This is a genomic window from Polyangium jinanense (assembly GCF_028435365.1).
The window spans coordinates 1-20,383 of the sequence record NZ_JAGTJJ010000020.1 but is presented as its reverse complement, the minus strand read 5'-3'; the positions used below and the strand labels follow the sequence as shown (position 1 = coordinate 20,383).

Sequence of the window (20,383 nt, the reverse complement as noted above, 5' to 3'; positions counted from 1 at the left end):
CGGGCCAGGTACCGGCACAGTCTCTCCACACGGTGGCGATCGCGGCCATCGATCACCGCGCCCGCTCACGCTCGAGTGCAACTCACCAGACGTCGCAGCGCTGCTTGGGGTTCAGGGCCTTGCCCTCGGCGCACGAGAAGGCGCGGGCGAACTCTGGCATGTTCGTGACAGACCCGTTTACCCGAAATTTTTGCAGCGAATGCGTGTCGGTCTGCAAGAGCGTGCGCGCCCGCTCTTCACGCCACTTCGTGCACTGAGACTGGCTGAACGACAGAAAAAACTGTTGGTCTTCGTCGAACCCGTCGGCCACAAGGCGCTCTTCTGCGCCCTTTCGCAGGGCGCGATACGCGCGAAAGGCGAGCTTGAGGCCGCCGATGTCGGCGATGTTCTCGCCGAGGGTCAGCTTGCCGTTGATCTTCACGCCGGGCAGGGGCTCGTAGGCCGAATACTGGTCGACGACGCATTGCGTCCTGGCCTCGAAGCGCCTGCGCGTCTCAGGCTCCCACCACGACGCGAGGTTGCCCTTGGCGTCGTACTGCGAGCCCTCGTCGTCGAAGCCGTGGATGAGCTCGTGGCCGATGGTCTCGCCAGTCGCGCCCATGTTGACGGCCAGGCCAGAGCGGGCCGAGAAAAAGGGCGGCTGCAAGATGCCTGCCGGGAAGGCCATCTGGTTGAGGAGCGGGTCGTAGTAGGCGTTCACCGTGGGCGGGCTCATTTGCCATTCTTCGCGGTCGACGGGCTTGCCCACCTTGGTAAGTTGGCGCTTCACCTCGAAGGCCCGGCCGGCGAGCACGTTGGCCGCGTACACCTTCTTGTCGAGCGAGAAATCATAGACACGCCACGAACTCGGGTAGCCGATGAGGTAGGCTACCTGCTGGCGCTTTTCGCGGGCGCGCTCTTTGGTTTTTTCGTCCATCCAGTCGAGCTCGCCGAGGCGCTCGCCGAAGGCCTCGCTGATGGCGACGATCATCTGCCGGACGACATCGCGGCTCTCGCCGGCGAAGTGGCGGGCGACGAAGAACCGGCCGAGCGACTCGCCGAGCGCGGCGTCGGTGGCGGTCACGCAGCGCCTCCAGCGGTCTCGCTGCTTCGACGAGGCCCGCGGGGTGGGCGAAGGCGACGAAGCGGAACAGATCCGCCGCTTCTACCGCGAGCGTTTCCTGCCGCAGAACGCGTGGTGGCCGATCCTGCCGCACGCGTACTTGTGCCAGCGCCAACGCCAGCGCCGCATTCGCCAGTGCTTGCAGGAGATCGGCGCCGGCAGCTTCGAGGACCTGCGCAAGCTGCGGGTGCTGGAGGTCGGCTGTGGCGGCGGCTCGAACCTCGCGTGGCTCGTGGAGATGGGCGCGGATCCCACCGAGCTCGTGGGCATCGACCTCGTGCCCGAGCGGATCGAGCAGGCGCGGCAGCGATGCGCCGGCGTGCGTTTCCTCGCGGGAAACATCCTCGAAACGGACGTGGGCGGGCCCTTCGACGTCGTGATGCTCTTCGCGGTGCTCACCTCGGTCACGAACGCCGAGACGAAGCAAAAGATCGTGGAGCGTTGCTTGTCGCTCCTCCGCCCCGGCGGCGCGCTCCTCTTCTACGACCTCATGACTCGCCGCGAGGATCCGGGGACGCCGAACTACAAGAAGCTCACGTACGCCGAGTTCGAAGGTTACCTCGGCGGCCGCCGTCCTCGGTATTTCAAGCGGGATTACCTGCGCCGCGACGTCGCCGAGCGCATCGTCCCCCTGCCCCGCGTCGGGCTCTTCGCCGCCGAGGTCCTCCAGGCGATCGGCTGGTTCAACATCGAGGCGACGTTCGCCCACGTGCGCGTCTAGGGCACGGCATGAAGGACCCCGCTTCCAGCGCGCCGCTCATCACGATCGGCATCACCTGCTACGCCGAGGGCGACTGGCTGCTCGACTGCTGGAACAGCGTGCTCGCGCAGACCGATCCGCGCTGGTGCGCCGTGCTCGTCATGGATGGCACCGAGCACGCGCGGACCCGCGAGATCTTCGCGTCGCTCGAGCATCCGCGCCTCGTGAAGTACGCGATGCCCGAAAACATGGGCCCGTACCCGACGCGCAACAAAGCCTTCGAGCTGACCGAGACGCCGTTCCACTTCTACCTCGACGGCGACGATCAACTCGTGCCGAGCAGCGTCGCGCTCGTCCTCGAGACCTTCCAGCGCCACCCCGACGCGGCCTTCGTCTACGGCGACAACCAGCGCTTCGGCGCCCACTCGTTCGTGCACAAGCACCGTCGCGAGGTCACGTGGGACGACTTCATCGCGGGACAACCCACGCCCGGCCCCTGCGCTTACCGCAAGGATCTCTGGGTGGAGCTCGGCGGTTACGCGACCGAGCTCGCGCGTGGCAACGGCGACTACGACTTCCTCATCGGCGCCGCCGAGGCCGGCCGGCGTGGCTACCACTGCGGCGAGATCCTCTATCGCTACCGCGTCGGCCACGCCGCGAAGGTCTCGAAGAGCTACGACCGCCGCTACCACGAGACGCACGAGATCATGGTGCAGCGGCATCCACGCTTCTTCGCGGATCCGCGGCGGCGCGACCGCTTCCTCGCCCTCGCCTACCTGCGCTCGGCCGAGGCGAACCTCGCCACGGATCCGCGCAGGGCGCGCGAGCTCGCGCGGAAGGCGATCGACCTCGGCCTCCGCTTCGACACGCGCCCGTGGAAGACCCTCGCGAAGGCGGGCCTCGCCGAGCTCAGCCGAGCACGTTCTTCAGGGCGCGGAGGAGCTCCGCCACGCTGAAGGCCTGCGCCGGACCGCCGTTCGGCGAGAACGGCATGTTGCCGCTCCCGAGCTCCGGCACCTGCCCCACGGCGATCTCGCGATCGGCCGCCGCGGCGATCAGCTCCGGGATCTCGGCCACGAGCGGATCCTCCGCCGGCAGCACGCTGCGCACGGCGCGCGCGTAAAACCCGAGCAGCCACGGCCAGGCCGTCCCCTGGTGATACGCGGCATCCCGCTCGACGACGTTGCCGCCGTAGTACCCGTGGTACGCGGCATCCGAAGGCGCGAGCGTCCGGAGCCCCGCCGGCGACACGAGCTCGGCCCGCGCCCGCGCGATCGTCGCGCGCGCCCGCTCCGGCGAGAAGCAGGCCGGATCGATGGCCAGCGCGAGGATCGCGTTCGGCCGGACCGACGCGTCCTGGAACGCGCCTTCGCCCGTCAGCGACTCGGAGATCACGTCGAACGGATACGACGTCTGCTCGCACCAGAACCGCGCATGGAACGCGGCCCGCGCCCTGCGGCAAGCGATGTCGGCCCGATCGGCGAGCGACTCCGCGCCCGCCGCGTGCGCGAGCCGCGCGAGCGTGTGACAGCCCCGCGCCCACAGCGCCGACAGCTCGATCGCGCAGCCCACGCGCGGCGTCACGGGCCTGCCGAACGCGCGCGCATTCATCCACGTCGGCGCGTCGCCGGGTTTGCCCGCCGCGAGCAGACCATCCGTCGTCACGCGGATCCCGTTCGGCGCGTCGCCGCGCAGGATCGCCTCGAACGAGGCCGTCATCGCCGGCACGAGCTCGCTCTGCAGGAACGGATCCGACGCGCCGAGCACATCGGCAAAACACCGCGCCGCCTCGAAGAGCCAGAGCGTCGCGTCGGCCGAGGCCGTGTCGGGGCGGCCGTCTTCATCGGCCCTGCGGCTCGGCACGAGCCCGCCCTCCATGCTCGCCACGATCCGGCGCGCCACGCGCTTCGCCTCTTCGATCTTGCCCGTCGCCAGGTACAGCCCCGGCAGCGCGATCAAGCTGTCGCGCCCCCAGCCCTCGGCCCACGGATACCCCGCGACGATCCCCGGCTCCGGCGCGAGATCTGCGCGGAAGAGCTCCGCCGCGACCGAGAGCTTGCGCTCGAGCGCGGACCGCTCGGGCCCCGGATCCTCGGCTTCGAGCGCCGCCGTCGTGGCCGCGATGAGATCCTCGGGTTTGCCCTCGGGCAGCTTCTCCACGCCGACGACGAGGAAGCTCGGCGTGCCCGATCCATCCGCGCGGATCTCGAACACGCCCGGCGTCCAGAGATCCTCCTGGAACTCGAGCCCTCGATCCCGCTCGATGAGGTACTCGAAGCGCCGCCACCAGTCCGGCGAGCCCACGAACGTGCCCTCGTAGCGGAAGCAGAGCTTCGGCAGCGCGCGCATCGGACGCACGCGCATCTCGCCGGCGCGCAGCTCCACCCGCTGCTCCATCGCTCCGTGCTCGCGCATCAGCGCGTGCATGTGCCGCATCGCGAGCAGCGGCCGCAGCGTGATCACGACCGGCTGCGGACCGCGCCACGTGTAGCGCAGCACCGCCGCGTTCTCCCCGCGCACGAGCGCGAGCAGCACCTCGAGCTCACCTCCCCCGACGGAGTAGGTCCAGCGCGGCACCGGATCCTGATCGAAGCGGTCGAGGTAAAACGGCCCGCGCTCCGGGTTGATCCCCGGGAACTGGTGCGTCGCGAGATCCCACATCCCGCGCGGCGCGAGTGACTTCACCGCGACGTCGACGTGCGAGAGCACGACGTGCCGCGCGCGCGGCGGCTCGAGCGCGGCGACGAGCAGGCCGTGGTAGCGGCGCGTGTGCATGCACGCGATGGAAGAGCTCGCGTAGGCGCCGGCGCCGTTGCCCGCGACCCACTCGCGGAAGAGCGCACGACCGAGATCGTGCCTCACGTCGACATGCGGCCAGATCGACTCGTCCGAGGCGCCCCCGCGCCCGCTCATACCGTGTGCCCTCCGCGATCGAGCGTGTCCTCGGCCGCGCGTCGCATCACGTCGAGCGGAGGCTCTTGCCCGGTCCAGAGCACGATCGATCGGGCGGCCTGCCTGACGAGCATCCCGAGCCCGCCTTCGGCCCGGAGGCCACGGGAGGCGGCGGCGTGCAGGAACGGGGTCATCCTTGGGGTATACACGACGTCGTAGGCGAACGTGTCGCTTCCGAGATCGTCCCAGGGAACGACATCCCGAACCGACTCGCCCGGGTCCTTGCCGAGCATGCCCGCGCTCGTGGCCTGCACGACGAGTGACGCGCCCCGCGCGAGATCCCACCACTGGAGCCGAAGCGCCTGCGAGGCAAAACTGTCCGGCGCGGGTTCACCCGGCGAAGGCCAGGGCAGCGGCAACGCCCCCATCCGCCGCACCTGCTCGGCCGACGGCGCCGTCTCGACGTTCTCCGACCGCGCCCACGAGCGGGACGTCACCGCGATCACTTTGAACCCCAACTTCTTGCACGCGGCCACGGCCGCGACCCCCGCCCCGCCCGCGCCGATGATCATCGCCCGCTTACGCGATGCGTCGGGCGCGAGCGCGGCGATGTCGTCCGCGAGGGCATCCGCGTCCGTGTTGTAGGCCCGGAGCCGGCCGTCGCCGCCGCGGCAAAGCACGTTCGCCGCCCCCGGCTCGGCCGCGCTCGTGTCGACCTCGTCGGCGAGATCGAGCACCGCGCGCTTGTGCGGCAAGGTCACGTTCGCCCCGGCGATCGCGCCCCGCCGCACCTCGTCGACGACCGCGAGGAGCTCGCCCGCGGTCGGCACGTCGATCGCCCGGTACACGTGCGGCAGGCCGAGCGACGCGTACGCGACCGTGTGAATCACCGGCGAGAGCGAGTGCGCCACCGGATGCCCGAGGACGGCGAAGACCTTTCCCTCAGCCATCATTCCCCTCGCCTTCCCCCGGATCGAGCACGGCCGTGACCTCGGCGCGCAGCGCGCCCTCGTGCACCCGCACCGTGATGGACTCGCCCACGGCGACCTCCTTCGCGGCCCGCACCGCGCGCCCCGACGCGTTCGTCGCGATGGCGTACCCACGCGCGAGCACCCCGAGCGGCGAGAGCGCATCGAGCCGCGCCGCGTGCCGCCCGAGCGTCGTCCGGAGCCGCTCGACCCTGCGGCGCTCCGCCGCCACGAGCCGCACCTCGAGCGGACCGATCGCCGCACGCGCCCCGGCGATCACCGCCCGTGGATGCCGCGCCCCGAGCCGCCGCTCGATCTCCGAGAGCTCTTCCTTGCGCCGCGCGGTCGCCCGCTCCATCGCGCGTTCGAGCTTCATGTTCAGCTCGTCGAGCTTCTGCTGCCGCTCCGCGAGCAGATCCGCGGGCGAGCCGATCGACCGCGCGAGCCTGTCGACCACGACCCGCCGCCGCTCGATCGTCTGCCGCGTGGCGCGCCACATGCGCGTGACCAGGTGCCGGAGCTGCTTGCGCCGCTCCATCCGATCCGCGACGAGCATCTCCGCGGCCTGCGACGGCGTCGCCGCACGCGCGTCCGCCGCGAGATCCGTCAGCGTCACGTCGACCTCGTGCCCGACGGCGCTCACGACCGGCACAGGGAAACTCGCCACTTTCCGGACGAGCGCCTCGTCGTTGAAAGCGGAGAGATCCTCGGCCGATCCGCCGCCGCGCCCGAGGATCACGACCTCGACTTCAGGCACGCGCGCGAGCTGATCGAGCGCGCGGGCCATCGACTGCGCGGCCCCCGGCCCTTGCACCGTCGCCCGCGCGAGCAGGATCCGCGGCGCGCCGCGCCGATACGACACGGTCACGATGTCGTGGATGGCCGCGCCGTTGCCGCTCGTCACGACCCCGATCACCGCCGGATCCACGGGCAGCGCGCGTTTCCTCTCGGCCGCGAAGACCCCCTCCCCGGCGAGCTTCTGCTTGAGCCGCTCCAGCGCTTCGAGCAGCGCGCCGCGCCCGGCCGGCCGCACATCCGTCACGGAGAACTGGAGTTTTCCCCGCGGCACGTACACCGTCGCGCGCCCGATCAGCACGACGCGCGCCCCGTCCGCGAGCAGCTTCCGCGCTCGCGGCGAGGCCGTCTTGTACATGACGCAGTCGATGCAGGCGTCCTCGCGCTCGTCCTTGAGCGTGAAGTACGCGTGCCCGCTCGCGTGCGGCCGGAAGCCTCCGACCTCGCCGAGGACCCGCACGTCCTGCGTGGCGCCCTCGACGACACGACGAAGCCGCTGATCGAGCGCGGCCACGGAGAGGACCTCGGGCTCCTCCGCGGCGGCGCGGCCTTCCATGGAGCTCCCCCGAGGCTGGTAGGCCGCCACCTCGTCGGAGTCTCCTGCCCCGTGAAAAGAGAGCGCAGGGCCCGATTCGCGTCGCTGCACGGCGGGCGAGAGGTAGCTCGTAACTGGCCAGAGGGAAAGGGTTTCCTTGAACGCTCGGGGCTCCGGGTCGCCTTCGGCGCACAGAGCCCCGAACCCCCACCCGCCCGCCGCCGAGCCGTGCTACGTGGCGTCCGTGATCCGCAAGGTCCTCATCGCCAACCGCGGCGAGATCGCCGTCCGCATCATCCGCACGCTGCACGAGATGGGCATCGCCGCCGTCGCCGTCTACAGCGAAGCCGACCGCAAATCGCTCCACGTGAGGGTCGCCGACGAGGCCTACTGCATCGGCCCGGCCCCCGCCCGCGAGAGCTACCTCGACATCGAGCGCGTGCTCGACGCCGCGCGCAAATCCGGCGCCGACGCGATCCATCCCGGCTACGGCTTCCTCTCGGAAAAGAGCGAGTTCGCGGAAGCCTGCGAGCGCGCCGGCATCACCTTCATCGGCCCCCCGTCACGCGCGATGGCCGCGATGGGCTCAAAGACCGCCGCGCGCGCGAAGATGGCGGCTGCCGGCGTCCCGATCACGCCCGGCGGCGACGCCTCCACAGTCGAGGAAGCACGCGCGACGGCCGAGCGCGTCGGCTACCCGGTGCTGATCAAGGCGGCGATGGGCGGCGGCGGCAAGGGCATGCGCCTCGTGCACAACGCGGACGAGATGGCGAGCGCGTTCGAGCGCGCGCAAAGCGAGGCCGCGCGCGCATTCGGGGATCCCACGGTCTACATCGAGAAGGCGATCCTCCGGCCGCGGCACGTGGAGATCCAGGTGATCGGGGATCGTCACGGCAACATGGTCCATCTCTTCGAGCGCGACTGCTCGATCCAGCGTCGCCACCAGAAGGTGGTCGAAGAGACCCCCTGCCCGGTCGCAACGCCCGAGCTCATCCGCCGCATGGGCGAGGTGGCAGTGAAGGGTGCGCTCTCGGTCGGCTACTTCTCGGCCGGGACGTTCGAATTCCTGCTCGGCGAAGACGGAAGTTTTTACTTCCTCGAAATGAACACGCGTCTGCAGGTGGAGCACCCGATCACGGAGTGGATCACGGGGACGGACCTCGTCTCCGAGATGGTGCGTGTGGCCGCAGGCGAGCGGCTGTCGTGGCGGCAAGAGGACATCGTGCGTCGAGGCGCATCGATCGAGTGCCGCATCTACGCCGAGGATCCAATCGGCTTTTTGCCGAGCCCCGGGAAGATCGAAGCGCTACGCGTGCCCGCGGGCCCGTGGGTGCGCGACGACAACGGCTTTTACGAAGGCGCAACGGTGCCGAGCCATTACGACCCGCTGATCTCGAAGGTGAGCGTGTGGGGGCCGGACCGGAAGACGGCAATCCAGCGCATGCGTCGCGCGCTGTCGGAATACGTGGTGACGGGCATCAAGACGAACATCGTGTTCCACGAGAAGCTGCTCGCGCATCCGGCCTTCGTCGAAGGCCGCTACACGACAGGCTTCATCGAGGAGAACAAGGAAGCGCTGCTCGGCTACTCGGACGTGCACGAGGAGGACGAGGCAACGCTAGCCGCAGCGATTGCGGTGGCGGCGGCGCGGGCGGAGATGAAGTCGCGGAGGACGGAGGGGCAGGCGCTCGAAGACCGCGGGCGGCTGTCCCCGTGGGTGGAGCAGCATCGGGCGCGGGTGATGCGGTAGGCAGCGTAGCGCCGGGGTTTCACCCCGGGCCCGACCAGGGGTTGTCCACCCCTGGACCCGGACCAGCGCAAGCGCTGGACTCGGGGTCGATGAACTGCGCGATGCGCAGTTCATCGAACAGAGACGACCCTGCCAGCCAAGACGGCAGCGCTGACGTTTCGATGGGCAACGCCGTGCCTGGTCTTGCCACCGGCCTGTGGGAAGAACTGCGCATCGCGCAGTTCTTCCCCAAATGGTCCAGGGCTTGCCCTGGTTCGGGTCGAGGGGCGAACAGCCCCCGCGGGGTCCGGGGCAGCGCCCCGGCGCGACGCCGGAGTGGAGAGGGGTTGTGGGTGAGGATCAGCCGGTCGGCGTGCTCGGCGTGTCCTCGTTGGCGCGCGCCTTCTCCTTGGTCGCGACGGCTTTGAGCGCGGGGCCCGACTGGTAGGCGAGCAGGTCCTCGAAGGGGGCGAGGATCTCAGCGCCGTCGGGAGAACGATCGGCACGGCGGCGGATCTGTTGCGCCATCTCGCCGAGCCGCATCGCAATCTCATGGCCCCGCATGAGGCGCGTCTCATGGAGGAGCTCGAGGAGCTTCTCGACGGCAGGCACGACCTCGTCGATGCGCTCGACATCGACCCAATTCGCAGCGAGCGCCGCGACCTCACCCGGATGGATGCCGGCGCGCTGGAGAGCGACAGGCGAGGCGGTCACGATGGTCTTGACGGCAACGTCATACCCCTCGCGCAGCTTGCTCAAACGGCTGATGTGGTCGGGCGTGATGTCGACGAGAGCAAGGTCCGAGACGTCGATGACCTGATCATTCGGCTTGGGATGCTTGGGATCGGACATGGGAAGACTCCTCCCCGAAAGCGGGGGGTATAAGGCTGTACAGTCGGGCTGCATGATTGCAGCACGCGTATTGGACGAGGCCGTGTCTTCAAGAATGGAGGCCGAGCAAGAAGGCGACGGGGACGTATACGCGGGGGGATGGGGACGAGGGGTGGACGGGGAGAGGCCGAGTCTCTGGAGACACGAGGGCGTGGGGCGGGAGCGGAGAAGGTTGGGGCGGCGGGGGTCGGGGGCGAGGGGGAGGTGAGGCGGGGTCGTTGGGGCGACGGACGGGCGAATATGGGGTGAGTGACGCGAGTGTAGCCGAACACCGACAGCACCATCGGCGGGGTGGGACGGATGCGTGCGGTTCGGAAGGTGAGGACGCCGCGTCAGGACATGACGTCACGAGGGCGAGAGGCGGGTGGGGCCACGTGCGAGGCGGCAGGGTCAACGGGCTTCTGCCATTTCCTGTCAACCGCGCAACAACGCCTGCGTGAACGATCGCACTCTTGGCGATTCAGCTTCGTCCCCGGCTCGCATAAGCTGTTGTTTGACCTTGTCGCAGGCAGCCTCGATAGTGCTCGCCGAGATCCGGTTGTCCGACAATTTGTTCAACACCACCCCGCAGTAATCATCCATTTTCTTGCTAGCGAGGGGCGGAAGGGAGCCACCACCCGCACCAATGCGCGTCATCATGGCAATATGATATTTAAGCGGACGGAGGTAGGCGGGCACAACGTTGTTTCGGAAAAGGCCTTCAAGCCGGTACAGAATGAACGAACTTAGGAAGTACGGAAGCACGCTATGGTCTTCCCTGAACAACCGGTCTCGGTAGGCCGCGATGACCTCGCCATAATAGCGGTGACATGAATGCGGCTCCTCTAGAAATACGGCTGTGAAGCTGGCCACTTGCGCTGCGACCGTTACAACCTGATGAGGGCGAACCGAAGTGCCGTCGTATTGCCGTGAGCGCCGCTCATAGAAAAGGGGATGCACACCGCCACGCGACATTGCCTCATACAGGTCTTCGAGCTGCTTATGAAACGGCGACAGTGCAATAAATGCCTCCGGCTTAATCTCAGTCTGTCGGTTAGTGGCGCGAATAATCCTTGCGGTAATATCGGGATCTTCGGTCGCAATAAGCTTAACCGGAATATGCACGGCCGTTTTGAGTTCATCCTGCGCAAAAAACAGAGCGTGACTCGTTTGACAACCATTGACCACTTGGTAGTCCGTGAGGCGAAACCGTGTACCGGTTGGCTCGATACTGCGCGCCACGATCGTGACACCATTGTTCAGGATAGGAAGGAGAGACTGCGACTCGGCATTCAAGAGAGTGCTCTGAATCTCGGTGTTCACGGGCGTATCCCCCTGAAAATCCCGAATATTCTCGTAGAACACAGCCTTATTGAGGCGATTATCAGGCGCCGTGATTAGCTTCAGGTATTCTTGCGCAGAAAGAATACCAATATACGCCACCGCCACGCCTTCGAGGCGCGGGATTATAGCATGGCGCTCAAATTCAATCTCCTGGACCAGTCTGCGCTTCTGGTTCTTGTACTTCGCCTTTATGCCCGTGGCGTCAAGAGGCTTAAACTCAACACTGGAGAACAGGTGCAAAGAGCGAAGCTGGGCCAATTCGGCATCGACACGAGCTTGAACGGTCGCATCACCAAGCCATTCGCCAGTTGTAGCATAAAACAAGCGCAGCTCGGGGTTACGGCGAAAGTTAATACTTTTCGCAAACAGTTTATCAGCCAGTCCCCGTCGTTGTGAGATCGCCTTATTCGACGGTAGTGCGCTCGACGGGTTAAAGAACTCCTTTACGCCGAATAGAAAGCTACCAATCTCGGCAGCGTTAAATTTCGTTCCCATCTTTGCCTGTGTGAATACGAAGCTCACTTCCAAGCGCCCGCGAAGGCGAGCGACATCGTCGAGTTGCTCAGGCGAAGTGATGAGACGATCATTCACTATAATGGCGACACCATCGATAGCAGTATCCCCACCCCCGGCGACGTGAATATCCGCCAAATCGAGCGGGTCCATCAGTTCAGGCGCAATCGCGCAGTAGTTTACGAAATGCTCAAACAGCAGCGGCGGGGTGCTCGTGGCCAGGTTGAAGTCCTCGGCAAAGTCAGCGACGTACGCTTCGAGAATTTTGTCCATGAGGCTTTCCTTACACGATGCAATCCAGTACTTGCCGTAGGCTAGTAGGCAAGCTGACCCGGTGTCAAGCTCGCCGTGGAAGCCAAGCAACGTAGCCGGAAATACCGCCCCCGTGTCCGCTCGAAATCCTTAGCACGCGGGCCCTTGCCCACCTCACTCCTCCGCCGCCGCCTCCACCCTCCCTCGCCGGCGAGAAAGCGCCGTGAGCGCAGCCGCATCCCGGATGAGCGCCGTGTCCTCGTCCAGGGACGCCCACGAGCCGCACAAGCCACGCGCGCGCTTTGCATCCACGTGGCGGGCATGGTACGCTTCGTCCTGTCGAAAAACGGCGGACCGGTTCGGTGAGCCCCGGTCACTCCCAGGTCGGGAGCCCTTGTCCCTCCAGCACGGAGTGAGACCCACGGCACGATGACGCACGTGTGCGTCCAACGTGGAGGCTCTCATGAAACTCAATCACCTGGACCTGCAGGTTCCCGACGTTCGCGCCGCTGTCGAGTTCTTCGAGCGCTACTTCGACCTCGAGCTTTGCAGCAACCGCAAGTCCCCCGCGATCGCGATCCTCTCGGACCGCCACGGGTTCACGTTGGTCCTCCAGCGAACGCAGGACGCGCAGGCGTCCTACCCCGAGGAGTTCCACATCGGCTTCCACATCGACGACGAGGACGAGGTGCGCCGGCATCACGCGCGCCTCGTCGCCGATGGGATCGGTCCCATCACGGACGTGATCCAGAATAACCGCGGGGTGATGTTCTATTGCAGAGGGCCGGGCTCGATTGCGATCGAGGTCGGCTGCATGCGGCGCCGGCAGGTCGATCCTGCCGATGTGCCGAACGGATAGCCCCGGGCGCGCGTAAACGCGGATCCTCTCGGGGCGCTCGTCTCCTGGCATATCATCTCGCCTACCGCCCTGAGTGAGCGCTCCACGACGATCCATTGCCCGAGCCTCCGCTCCCGCGTCTCCACGACGTACCAGCGGTGCCGGAGGACGCACCCGCACGAGCGGGATCGCCCACCAGGGTTGTCCAAGCGTCCCCGAGTTCCCATCGCACGAAACGCGAGGCCGCCGAGCGGCGCGTCGAGCGGCCGCTTCGATGGCTCCTTGGCGCGCGATCTTGAAGGCGGCCTGCACGACGCTCGCGAGCGAGCGCGACGGCTGCGCGGCTGCACGTGCTATTTCGTCGATCGCTTCTAGTACCTCGACACAGGGATCCTGATCGATTCGTTTCAGGGTTGCCGAAGGACGGGAAGCGCCTCGGGGTCCACGAGGAGCTCGATGCTACGAGGCTGTCCGGGTTGGCGGCGGATCAGCCCTTTGCGCTCCAGTTCGACAACCATGCGGTGCACGGTGGGCGGCGTGGTTTGGAAATAGGTCTGCATGTCGGCCTCCGCCGGCGCTCTGCGATGTAGCATGAGGTAGGCGTGAATGAAGGCGAGGTACTGGCCCTGTTTTTCCGTGAATTGTGGTCGCATGGACTCGACAAACCATTGATAGTTTGATCGGATGCTTCTTTGGAGGCATCCGATGAACGTGCGCTGGATCGTGGAACTGACGGAAGAGGAGCGCGCAGAGCTGCGCCATTTTATCAGCGGTGGTAGCACGCAGGTGCGCAAGGTCAAGCGCGCGCAAATCCTATTGGCTGCGGATGCGGGAGCCCGCGACGGCGAGATCGCCGCGAGCGTGGCAGTCGGCACATCGACGGTCTACCGGACCAAGCAGCGATTCGTTGAAGGAGGGCTTTCGCGAGCGCTCAACGATGAGCCGAGGCCCGGTGGGACCCGCAAGCTGTCAGGCAAGGAGGAAGCGCTATTGATAGCGACAGCTTGCTCGGCTCCTCCAGAGGGCCGTGCACGGTGGACGCTCGACCTGCTCGCCGGAGAGATGGTGCGCTTGACAAATCACTCATCTCTTTCAAGCGAGACCGTACGGCGTAGGCTGGCCGAGAACGAAATCAAGCCTTGGCAGAAGAAGATGTGGTGCATCCCGAAGGTCGACGCCGAATTCATTGCACGAATGGAGGATGTGCTCGATCTGTACGCGGAAAACCCCAGCCCCGACACCCCGGTCGTCAGCTTTGACGAGTCGCCGGTGCAGTTGATCGGGGAAACCCGCATTCCGATCCCAGCCCAACCCGGAACTCCTGCGCGCATCGACTATGAGTACCGGCGCAACGGTACAGCCAACCTATTTGTCTTCGTCGACGCCCATAACCCCTGGCGACACGTCAAGACCACGGAGCATCGCAGTTGTATCGACTTCGCCGAATGCATGCGGGAGCTGGTGGACGTGCACTACCCCAACGCACGACGCATTCGCCTTGTGCTCGACAACCTATCCATCCACAGCGCTTCCGCCCTCTACCAAGCGTTTCCACCCGACGAGGCCCGTCGAATCCTGCGCAGGATCGAAATGCACTACGTACCCAAACACGCGAGCTGGCTGAACATGGTGGAGATCGAGATAGGCGTGCTCAAACAGCAGTGCCTCGCGCGACGCATCGGCGATCTCGCCACGCTCAAGCGCGAGATAGCTGCGTGGCAGACGACGCGAAACGCTGCAAAAGTCCGAATCCGCTGGATGTTCAGTGTCCAGCACGCTCGCAAGAAGATGGGGCACGCATACCCACAGCCAGCGCATCCCGCGCTGCCTGTCGCTGCGTGAAACAGTCAAGACCTCTGTGTCGAGGTACTAGTTAGCACCTTCGTGGTTGGTGAAGGCGCCGTTGACGACGCCGCGTGGAATCCGCTAGAGAGTTCCAATGTTTAAGTCGAAACGCTTGCTGCCCACGCTGCCCCTGTTCGCGCTCGTCCTCTCTGCCTGTGGCGCGGGGCCGCTGGCCTACGTGCAGGATCACCCGGCGAGCGAGCTATCATGCCCTCGAGAGAAGCTGACCTACGAGCGCATGGGTGAAACCGCTCTCATCTATGCAAGTGGCTGCGGCGAGATCGTCCGGTACGTGGCCCAGTGCAATCCGAACGGGTTGTGTGTCGGCGAGACGCACGTCGTCGTCTCGCGCGGGCTGCGGCGCCAAGCCGGCTTCGATCTCCAGTGCAACGATACGATCGAGTTGACGCGGCTCGGCCAGGACACGTTCGGCGCAACGGGATGCGGGCGTCGCGCCAGCTACGCACTGCTGAACTGCGGTGCGAATGAATGCACGATCGTGCAGAATACGCAGACGCAGTAACCTCGCGCCAATCAAGGCGCAGAGGTGTGCAGAGCGAAAGGCGGCAAGGAGAGCACGCCGCCGGAGGACCCGCGGCTCCGAATCGTACGCGCCTCAGCCCCCGAATGGCTCGCCCGGCGCTGCCTTTGGCGGGCGAAAGTCACGACCGCGTGTCGGACACTGTACGATTCGAGGCAGTGCTTTTGCTTCGTATCTGGGCTAGCAGGACGCCGCATGAACATTCGTGGTGCGGTTCTTGGTTGCTTGTTCCTTACGTTTCTACTCGGTGCGTGTAGCGGGGACTCGAACGAGGGGTCGGGCTCGGACGGCGGCGGTGGGACCTCGTCAGGCACCCCGTCGTGCGCCGACGTCTGCGCGGCCATCGGAAAGCAGTGCGGGCAGGTGCCCCCGAATTGCAGCGATGGCTGCTCGATGCTGTCGGACGAGGCCAAGGCGTGCGTCGTGAACGCGAGCTCATGCGCAGCCATCGACGGCTGCGGGAGCAGCGGATCGGGGGGCTCGTCGAGCGCGAGCAGCGGAAGCTCGAGCGCGAGCAGCGGAAGCTCGAGCGCGAGCAGCGGATCGGGAGGCTCGGGCGATGTCTGCGCGGCCTGCAAGTCGGATGAGTTCTGCGTAAAAAGCTCGTCGGTCGAGTCCGAGGTCGGTTGCGTCGGTCTCCCGTTCGATTGCAACGACGGGCTCTGCCCGTGCCTGATCGCGAAGGGATGCTCGCAGGGCGGCAAGACGTGCTCGGGTAGCATCGTCGAATGCCTCTGAGAGGGTATTCCACAGGCGTCGCGCCGGGGCGCTGCCCCGGGCCCCGCGGGGGCTGTTCGCCCCTCGACCCGAACCAGGGCAAGCCCTGGACCGAGCGGGGAAGAACTGCGCGATGCGCGGTTCTTCCCACAGGCCGGTGGCAAGACCACGAAGGCTCGTTTCACGCTGGTGACGTCGCCAGGTGAACCGCCAGCGCCGCGGTCTTGGTGGGCAGGGTCGTCGTTTGTCTTGACCTGGCCTGTTCGATGAACTGCGCATCGCGCAGTTCATCGACCCCGAGTCCAGCGCTTGCGCTGGTCCGGGTCCCGGGGCGGACAGCCCCGGGTGGGGCCTGGGGCAAAGCCCCAGCGAAGCGCCTCCCTGTCGATAAGCGAAGACAGGGCGCGCACTGGCGTCACGGCTGCGCGATGGACTGCTCGAATGCCGCCGTGTTGCTCTCGTGCTGCCACTGGATTCGTGCCTTGCTGTTCGCCTCGAGGAAGGCCTCGCATGCGGCGGAGGGCGTCATTCCCGGGACGTCGGTCGCGCATTCTTCGACACGCGTGGTGAAGTCGTCGCGCGTCTTCCAGAGGCTCTTGCCCTCGATGAACGCGTGCTCGAGACTCGTCCGTGCGAGCTTCTTGAGTGCAATGTAGCCGAGGCTGTGCTCCTCCACGGCGCGCACGTATTCGTCTGTGATCTCGATTCGAAGGATGCCTTGGTCGTCGGTCGACGGCGCCACGGGCACGTTCTTCGCAATGTATGCGCCGAGTGGGTGCTTGTCGCCCGCGACGCCGAGCAGCGTGTCATTCGACGTCAAACAGATCTCGACCATGACCCCCTTCTGGGCCATGGTCGCGAGGAGCTGATCGGCGCCCTCGCCGGACGTCTCGCCGAGCACGTCGACCCCGTGGCCGATTCGCTCCGCCCCCGCGATGTCCACGGCACTGCGAATGTGATACGTGAGCTCCGCCTGACCTGCCTGCGTCATGGGCAGGACCTCGGGAATGAGCTCGCCCGCGTGCAGACCGACGTGGACCGTCTTCCGGCTCGGATCCTGATCGTTGAAGGTGCGGAGGACGTTCACGGCGAGCATCTCGTCGTTGTAATAGAGGAGGGAGTTCGCATTCTCCTCCGGCGAGACGAGGTTGACGCCCACGAGCTCGGGGACGACTTGCGCGAGCTCGAATGCGAAAACCCACTGGCCGAAGACGTAGGCGCGCGTCCGGGTGCGGGTCCCGGCGACCATGAAACGCACGTCGACGTTGCAGCCGGGATCGGCCATGGCCGTGCCACAGTTGAGCAGCACGTCGGAGCCGGAGAGCGCATTCGCGATGCTCGCCTTTGCGCTGTTGATGGCTGTCTGGAAGCCGGGGTCCGCGATGATCTCGGTTCGCTTCTGCAAGAGGTAGGGCTCATCCCACCCGTCGCCCGGCATGACCTTGGACTCGGCGATGGTGCCGACGGTGCCCGAACCGAAGCCCTGCATCAGCTCGATGTATACCTGGTTGTTGTGCCCCGCCGTCGAGCGGACCTGCGCGAGCATATCGTCGCCGCGGGATTCGTTGAGGACGGCACCGAACTTGCCGAACGCGTCGAAGAAGTGCTGGTGGCCCTGGAGCAGGGTGCCCATGAAGCCCTCCATGGACCAAGCCATCAGCATACTGTCGTAGAGGGCCTGGTCATTGAGCGCATTCGACATGGGCACGGCGTCCCCCATGCAAGGCCCGGCGGAGGCAAAACCCGTGCTCGTGTTGAAGCAGGCCCCGTCAGCCGCTCCCCACTCGATCATGCTCTCGGGTGTCACGGCACCCGAGGTGTGGCTATGCAAATCGGCGCCCTTCGGCATTTTTCGCAAGAGCTCCACGAGGGCCGCGTGATCGTTGCGAACGGCCTCGAGCTGCGCGGCGACCTTCTCCTCGAGCGACTCACCCATTCCGCCGCTGCCGCCCATTCCACCGCCTGCGCCACCTGCGCCGCCTGCGCCGCCTGCGCCGCCTGCGCCACCTGCGCCGCCCTCCCCGCCCGCGCCGCCTGCGCCGCCTTCAGCGCCGCTGCCGCCGCTGCCGCCGCTGCCGCCGCTGCCGCCATCGTCACCGTCACAGCCGGTCGTGCTGATGAGCAGCGCGCAGAGCGCGGACAAAATGAGGCTACGTTGCATGGTGCAATTCTCCAAGATTAAAATCGCCCGCGTCTCCGCCGGGCGATGGACGTCGATGTGGCCGCGCAGGAAGACGTCCGGCACGGGCCGCGGCGTATAGCGTCATCGGATCTGTATTGCAAAATTTCAGGTGACGGCGCAGGAGCGACGCGGACTACTCCGGCGCAAGCTGCTGTCAGGGTGAAGACGTCCGCGCGACACTCGGGGGTTCCGCGATGCCAATCTCGCGCTCCGTCAAACGAAACGGGCGCATCGGGCAACGGGGCTCGTTCGGACGATACAATGCTGTGGGGTCATTTCAACGACGCCGCGAACTGCTTCGCCTCTTCCAGTTGCTCGAACAGCGCGACCGCCGAGATGCGCGCATCCGTCTGCAACCCCTCGGGCTCACCCGGCCAAGCCACGCACAGGTCGGGCGGGATCTCGGAGATGCCCGCCGTAAAGCGATATCGGACCACCCCGAAGACGAGGCCCGTCGCCGACGCGAGCCCCTCGCCGAGCTGGCAACCGTGCCCGCCGAGCCAGAAGTACCGGAAGCCATCGATCTCGCGCGCGAGCATGTACTGCCCTCCTGCACCGGTGCATTCCGCCGTGAAGTAGATGTCCGTCACGGCGATCTCGTCCCCGGTGTCGCCCGGCGTGATCACGTCGGCGGCCGTGTCCAGCGGTGGCTGCGTGGCGCAGCCGTCCCCGTCCGGCACGAAGAGCTGGACGGCCTTGGGCTGCGCCTCCGGGGCGGGCTCCACGACCACACCGCCACACGCGGCGGCGAGCAAGCACAGGGATGAACAAAGGAAGCGGGCGATATTCATAGGCCGGGCATCCTAGCAAAAACCGTGGCCCTCGTTTCGTTCGACGAAACGGTGCGGCCCGTACTCGCCCCCGGCTGATTCGCGGGCTGTACGCGGTCGAGGCGCAGCGTAAGCGCCCGACCAAGTACATCTTCGCGCTCCTCCCGTCGAGCTGCATCCTGGCCTCGATTCGCTGGAGGGACAGATGGCACGAAGGAAGGCAGCAGAGTGGTTCGCGCTCGTGGCGCGGTGGAAGCGCAGCGGGAAGACGGCGGAGGAGTTTGGGGCCGCGGAAGGGGTGCGCGGAGCATGCCGCTGGTCAATGAGCTGTACGGGTGGTTCAAGGATATCCACGAATAGTGTCAATCCTCTCGCTTACTTGACCGATGTCATCGGGAAGCTGCAATCGGGCTGGCCGAAAAACCGGCTGGATGAGCTGCTCCCCAACGTCTGGAAGCCGGGCGGCTCTCCGCGCGACGGCTGACTCGAGCTGCGAGCGCGCCATCGGTCGCTTGTCATGATGCAGCTTCCTGCCGGCGATCTCGACGAGCCGTTCCTGTGTCGGCGGCCGGGCCAGGTACCGGCACAGTCTCTCCACACGGTGGCGATCGCGGCCATCGATCACCGCGCCCGCTCACGCTCGAGTGCAACTCACCAGACGTCGCAGCGCTGCTTGGGGTTCAGGGCCTTGCCCTCGGCGCACGAGAAGGCGCGGGCGAACTCTGGCATGTTCGTGACAGACCCGTTTACCCGAAATTTTTGCAGCGAATGCGTGTCGGTCTGCAAGAGCGTGCGCGCCCGCTCTTCACGCCACTTCGTGCACTGAGACTGGCTGAACGACAGAAAAAACTGTTGGTCTTCGTCGAACCCGTCGGCCACAAGGCGCTCTTCTGCGCCCTTTCGCAGGGCGCGATACGCGCGAAAGGCGAGCTTGAGGCCGCCGATGTCGGCGATGTTCTCGCCGAGGGTCAGCTTGCCGTTGATCTTCACGCCGGGCAGGGGCTCGTAGGCCGAATACTGGTCGACGACGCATTGCGTCCTGGCCTCGAAGCGCCTGCGCGTCTCAGGCTCCCACCACGACGCGAGGTTGCCCTTGGCGTCGTACTGCGAGCCCTCGTCGTCGAAGCCGTGGATGAGCTCGTGGCCGATGGTCTCGCCAGTCGCGCCCATGTTGACGGCCAGGCCAGAGCGGGCCGAGAAAAAGGGCGGCTGCAAGATGCCTGCCGGGAAGGCCATCTGGTTGAGGAGCGGGTCGTAGTAGGCGTTCACCGTGGGCGGGCTCATTTGCCATTCTTCGCGGTCGACGGGCTTGCCCACCTTGGTAAGTTGGCGCTTCACCTCGAAGGCCCGGCCGGCGAGCACGTTGGCCGCGTACACCTTCTTGTCGAGCGAGAAATCATAGACACGCCACGAACTCGGGTAGCCGATGAGGTAGGCTACCTGCTGGCGCTTTTCGCGGGCGCGCTCTTTGGTTTTTTCGTCCATCCAGTCGAGCTCGCCGAGGCGCTCGCCGAAGGCCTCGCTGATGGCGACGATCATCTGCCGGACGACATCGCGGCTCTCGCCGGCGAAGTGGCGGGCGACGAAGAACCGGCCGAGCGACTCGCCGAGCGCGGCGTCGGTGGCGGTCACGCAGCGCCTCCAGCGGTCTCGCTGCTTCTGCTGGCCGCTCAAAAACCGCCACATGGTGAACTTTTCGTCGTCGAACCTCTTTGGTAGCGCGTCGGCGGTGGCGTTCAGAACATGCCACTCGAGGTAGGCCTGCCACGCCGCCGGCTTGGTCGACGCGA

The 20,383-nt window shown here is 66.4% G+C and carries 18 protein-coding genes; 8 read left to right on the top strand and 10 right to left on the bottom strand.

All coding sequences use genetic code 11. The features are described 5' to 3' along the window. Nucleotides 1-82: 82 nt before the first annotated feature. Nucleotides 83-1,135 (bottom strand): M13-type metalloendopeptidase, encoded by a 1,053-nt coding sequence (locus tag KEG57_RS55745; RefSeq protein ID WP_272458960.1) that lies wholly within the window; start codon nucleotides 1,133-1,135, stop codon nucleotides 83-85. Between KEG57_RS55745 and KEG57_RS27835 the strand changes: the two genes are divergently transcribed. Next, nucleotides 1,107-1,823: a class I SAM-dependent methyltransferase gene (locus KEG57_RS27835; RefSeq protein WP_272458938.1), complete on the top strand. Its 717-nt coding sequence runs from the start codon at nucleotides 1,107-1,109 to the stop codon at nucleotides 1,821-1,823. The genes KEG57_RS55745 and KEG57_RS27835 overlap by 29 nt on opposite strands. 8 nt (nucleotides 1,824-1,831) lie before the next feature. Then, the gene (locus KEG57_RS27830; RefSeq protein ID WP_272458937.1) at nucleotides 1,832-2,758 is read left to right on the top strand and encodes a glycosyltransferase family 2 protein; all 927 of its coding nucleotides are present in this window, start codon (nucleotides 1,832-1,834) and stop codon (nucleotides 2,756-2,758) included. Here the strand turns inward: KEG57_RS27830 and KEG57_RS27825 are convergent. Genes KEG57_RS27825 through xseA form a run of 3 tightly spaced genes read right to left on the bottom strand, consistent with a single transcriptional unit; the run spans nucleotide 2,712 to nucleotide 7,103 of the window. Continuing rightward, complete coding sequence (locus KEG57_RS27825; protein ID WP_272458936.1) at nucleotides 2,712-4,715, bottom strand: amylo-alpha-1,6-glucosidase; 2,004 nt, start codon at nucleotides 4,713-4,715, stop codon at nucleotides 2,712-2,714. The two genes, KEG57_RS27830 and KEG57_RS27825, sit on opposite strands and share 47 nt — an antisense overlap. Continuing rightward, nucleotides 4,712-5,647: a shikimate dehydrogenase family protein gene (locus KEG57_RS27820; RefSeq protein ID WP_272458935.1), complete on the bottom strand. Its 936-nt coding sequence runs from the start codon at nucleotides 5,645-5,647 to the stop codon at nucleotides 4,712-4,714. Before KEG57_RS27820 ends, KEG57_RS27825 begins: the two co-directional genes overlap by 4 nt. Next, a complete protein-coding gene (gene xseA / locus KEG57_RS27815) occupies nucleotides 5,637-7,103 on the bottom strand; it encodes an exodeoxyribonuclease VII large subunit (protein ID WP_272458934.1) in 1,467 nt (488 codons plus the stop codon). Before xseA ends, KEG57_RS27820 begins: the two co-directional genes overlap by 11 nt. A 133-nt stretch (nucleotides 7,104-7,236) precedes the next feature. Between xseA and accC the strand changes: the two genes are divergently transcribed. Next, entirely contained in the window at nucleotides 7,237-8,742 is a 1,506-nt protein-coding gene (gene accC / locus KEG57_RS27810; protein WP_272458933.1) for an acetyl-CoA carboxylase biotin carboxylase subunit, read from the top strand. A 339-nt stretch (nucleotides 8,743-9,081) separates the two neighbouring features. On the opposite strand, the gene KEG57_RS27805 is transcribed toward accC, so the two are convergent. Continuing rightward, nucleotides 9,082-9,573 carry a hypothetical protein gene (locus KEG57_RS27805; RefSeq protein WP_272458932.1) on the bottom strand — a complete coding sequence of 164 codons (492 nt, stop codon included), beginning with the start codon at nucleotides 9,571-9,573 and terminating at the stop codon, nucleotides 9,082-9,084. Between the two features lie 453 nt (nucleotides 9,574-10,026). Further along, nucleotides 10,027-11,721, bottom strand: a complete 1,695-nt coding sequence (locus KEG57_RS27800) for an AIPR family protein (RefSeq protein ID WP_272458931.1) — start codon at nucleotides 11,719-11,721, stop codon at nucleotides 10,027-10,029. A 442-nt stretch (nucleotides 11,722-12,163) separates the two neighbouring features. On the opposite strand from KEG57_RS27800, the gene KEG57_RS27795 reads away from it, so the two are divergent. Then, nucleotides 12,164-12,559: a VOC family protein gene (locus KEG57_RS27795; protein ID WP_272422914.1), complete on the top strand. Its 396-nt coding sequence runs from the start codon at nucleotides 12,164-12,166 to the stop codon at nucleotides 12,557-12,559. Nucleotides 12,560-12,945: 386 nt separating this feature from the next. Here the strand turns inward: KEG57_RS27795 and KEG57_RS27790 are convergent, their stop codons facing one another. Next, the gene (locus tag KEG57_RS27790; protein ID WP_272458930.1) at nucleotides 12,946-13,191 is read right to left on the bottom strand and encodes a LexA family protein; all 246 of its coding nucleotides are present in this window, start codon (nucleotides 13,189-13,191) and stop codon (nucleotides 12,946-12,948) included. A 52-nt stretch (nucleotides 13,192-13,243) separates the two neighbouring features. Between KEG57_RS27790 and KEG57_RS27785 the strand changes: the two genes are divergently transcribed. The 3 genes from KEG57_RS27785 to KEG57_RS27775 all read left to right on the top strand — a co-directional run bounded on the left by KEG57_RS27785 (nucleotide 13,244) and on the right by KEG57_RS27775 (nucleotide 15,662). Next, complete coding sequence (locus tag KEG57_RS27785) at nucleotides 13,244-14,380, top strand: IS630 family transposase (RefSeq protein ID WP_272458929.1); 1,137 nt, start codon at nucleotides 13,244-13,246, stop codon at nucleotides 14,378-14,380. Between the two features lie 97 nt (nucleotides 14,381-14,477). After that, the gene (locus KEG57_RS27780; RefSeq protein WP_272458928.1) at nucleotides 14,478-14,906 is read left to right on the top strand and encodes a hypothetical protein; all 429 of its coding nucleotides are present in this window, start codon (nucleotides 14,478-14,480) and stop codon (nucleotides 14,904-14,906) included. A 213-nt stretch (nucleotides 14,907-15,119) separates the two neighbouring features. Continuing rightward, complete coding sequence (locus KEG57_RS27775; RefSeq protein WP_272458927.1) at nucleotides 15,120-15,662, top strand: hypothetical protein; 543 nt, start codon at nucleotides 15,120-15,122, stop codon at nucleotides 15,660-15,662. 394 nt (nucleotides 15,663-16,056) lie between these two features. Here the strand turns inward: KEG57_RS27775 and KEG57_RS27770 are convergent, their stop codons facing one another. Both KEG57_RS27770 and KEG57_RS27765 read right to left on the bottom strand, forming a co-directional pair. Beyond that, nucleotides 16,057-17,802 carry an adenosine deaminase gene (locus KEG57_RS27770; RefSeq protein ID WP_272458926.1) on the bottom strand — a complete coding sequence of 582 codons (1,746 nt, stop codon included), beginning with the start codon at nucleotides 17,800-17,802 and terminating at the stop codon, nucleotides 16,057-16,059. A gap of 293 nt (nucleotides 17,803-18,095) precedes the next feature. Then, a complete protein-coding gene (locus KEG57_RS27765; RefSeq protein ID WP_272458925.1) occupies nucleotides 18,096-18,614 on the bottom strand; it encodes a hypothetical protein in 519 nt (172 codons plus the stop codon). Nucleotides 18,615-18,798: 184 nt separating this feature from the next. Between KEG57_RS27765 and KEG57_RS56125 the strand changes: the two genes are divergently transcribed. Continuing rightward, a complete protein-coding gene (locus KEG57_RS56125; RefSeq protein ID WP_372518262.1) occupies nucleotides 18,799-19,077 on the top strand; it encodes a transposase domain-containing protein in 279 nt (92 codons plus the stop codon). Nucleotides 19,078-19,244: 167 nt separating this feature from the next. Here KEG57_RS56125 and KEG57_RS27755 read toward each other — a convergent pair. Then, nucleotides 19,245-20,383, bottom strand: a 1,139-nt coding sequence (locus KEG57_RS27755; protein WP_272458924.1) for a M13-type metalloendopeptidase, incomplete at its 5' end; no start/stop codon positions are given.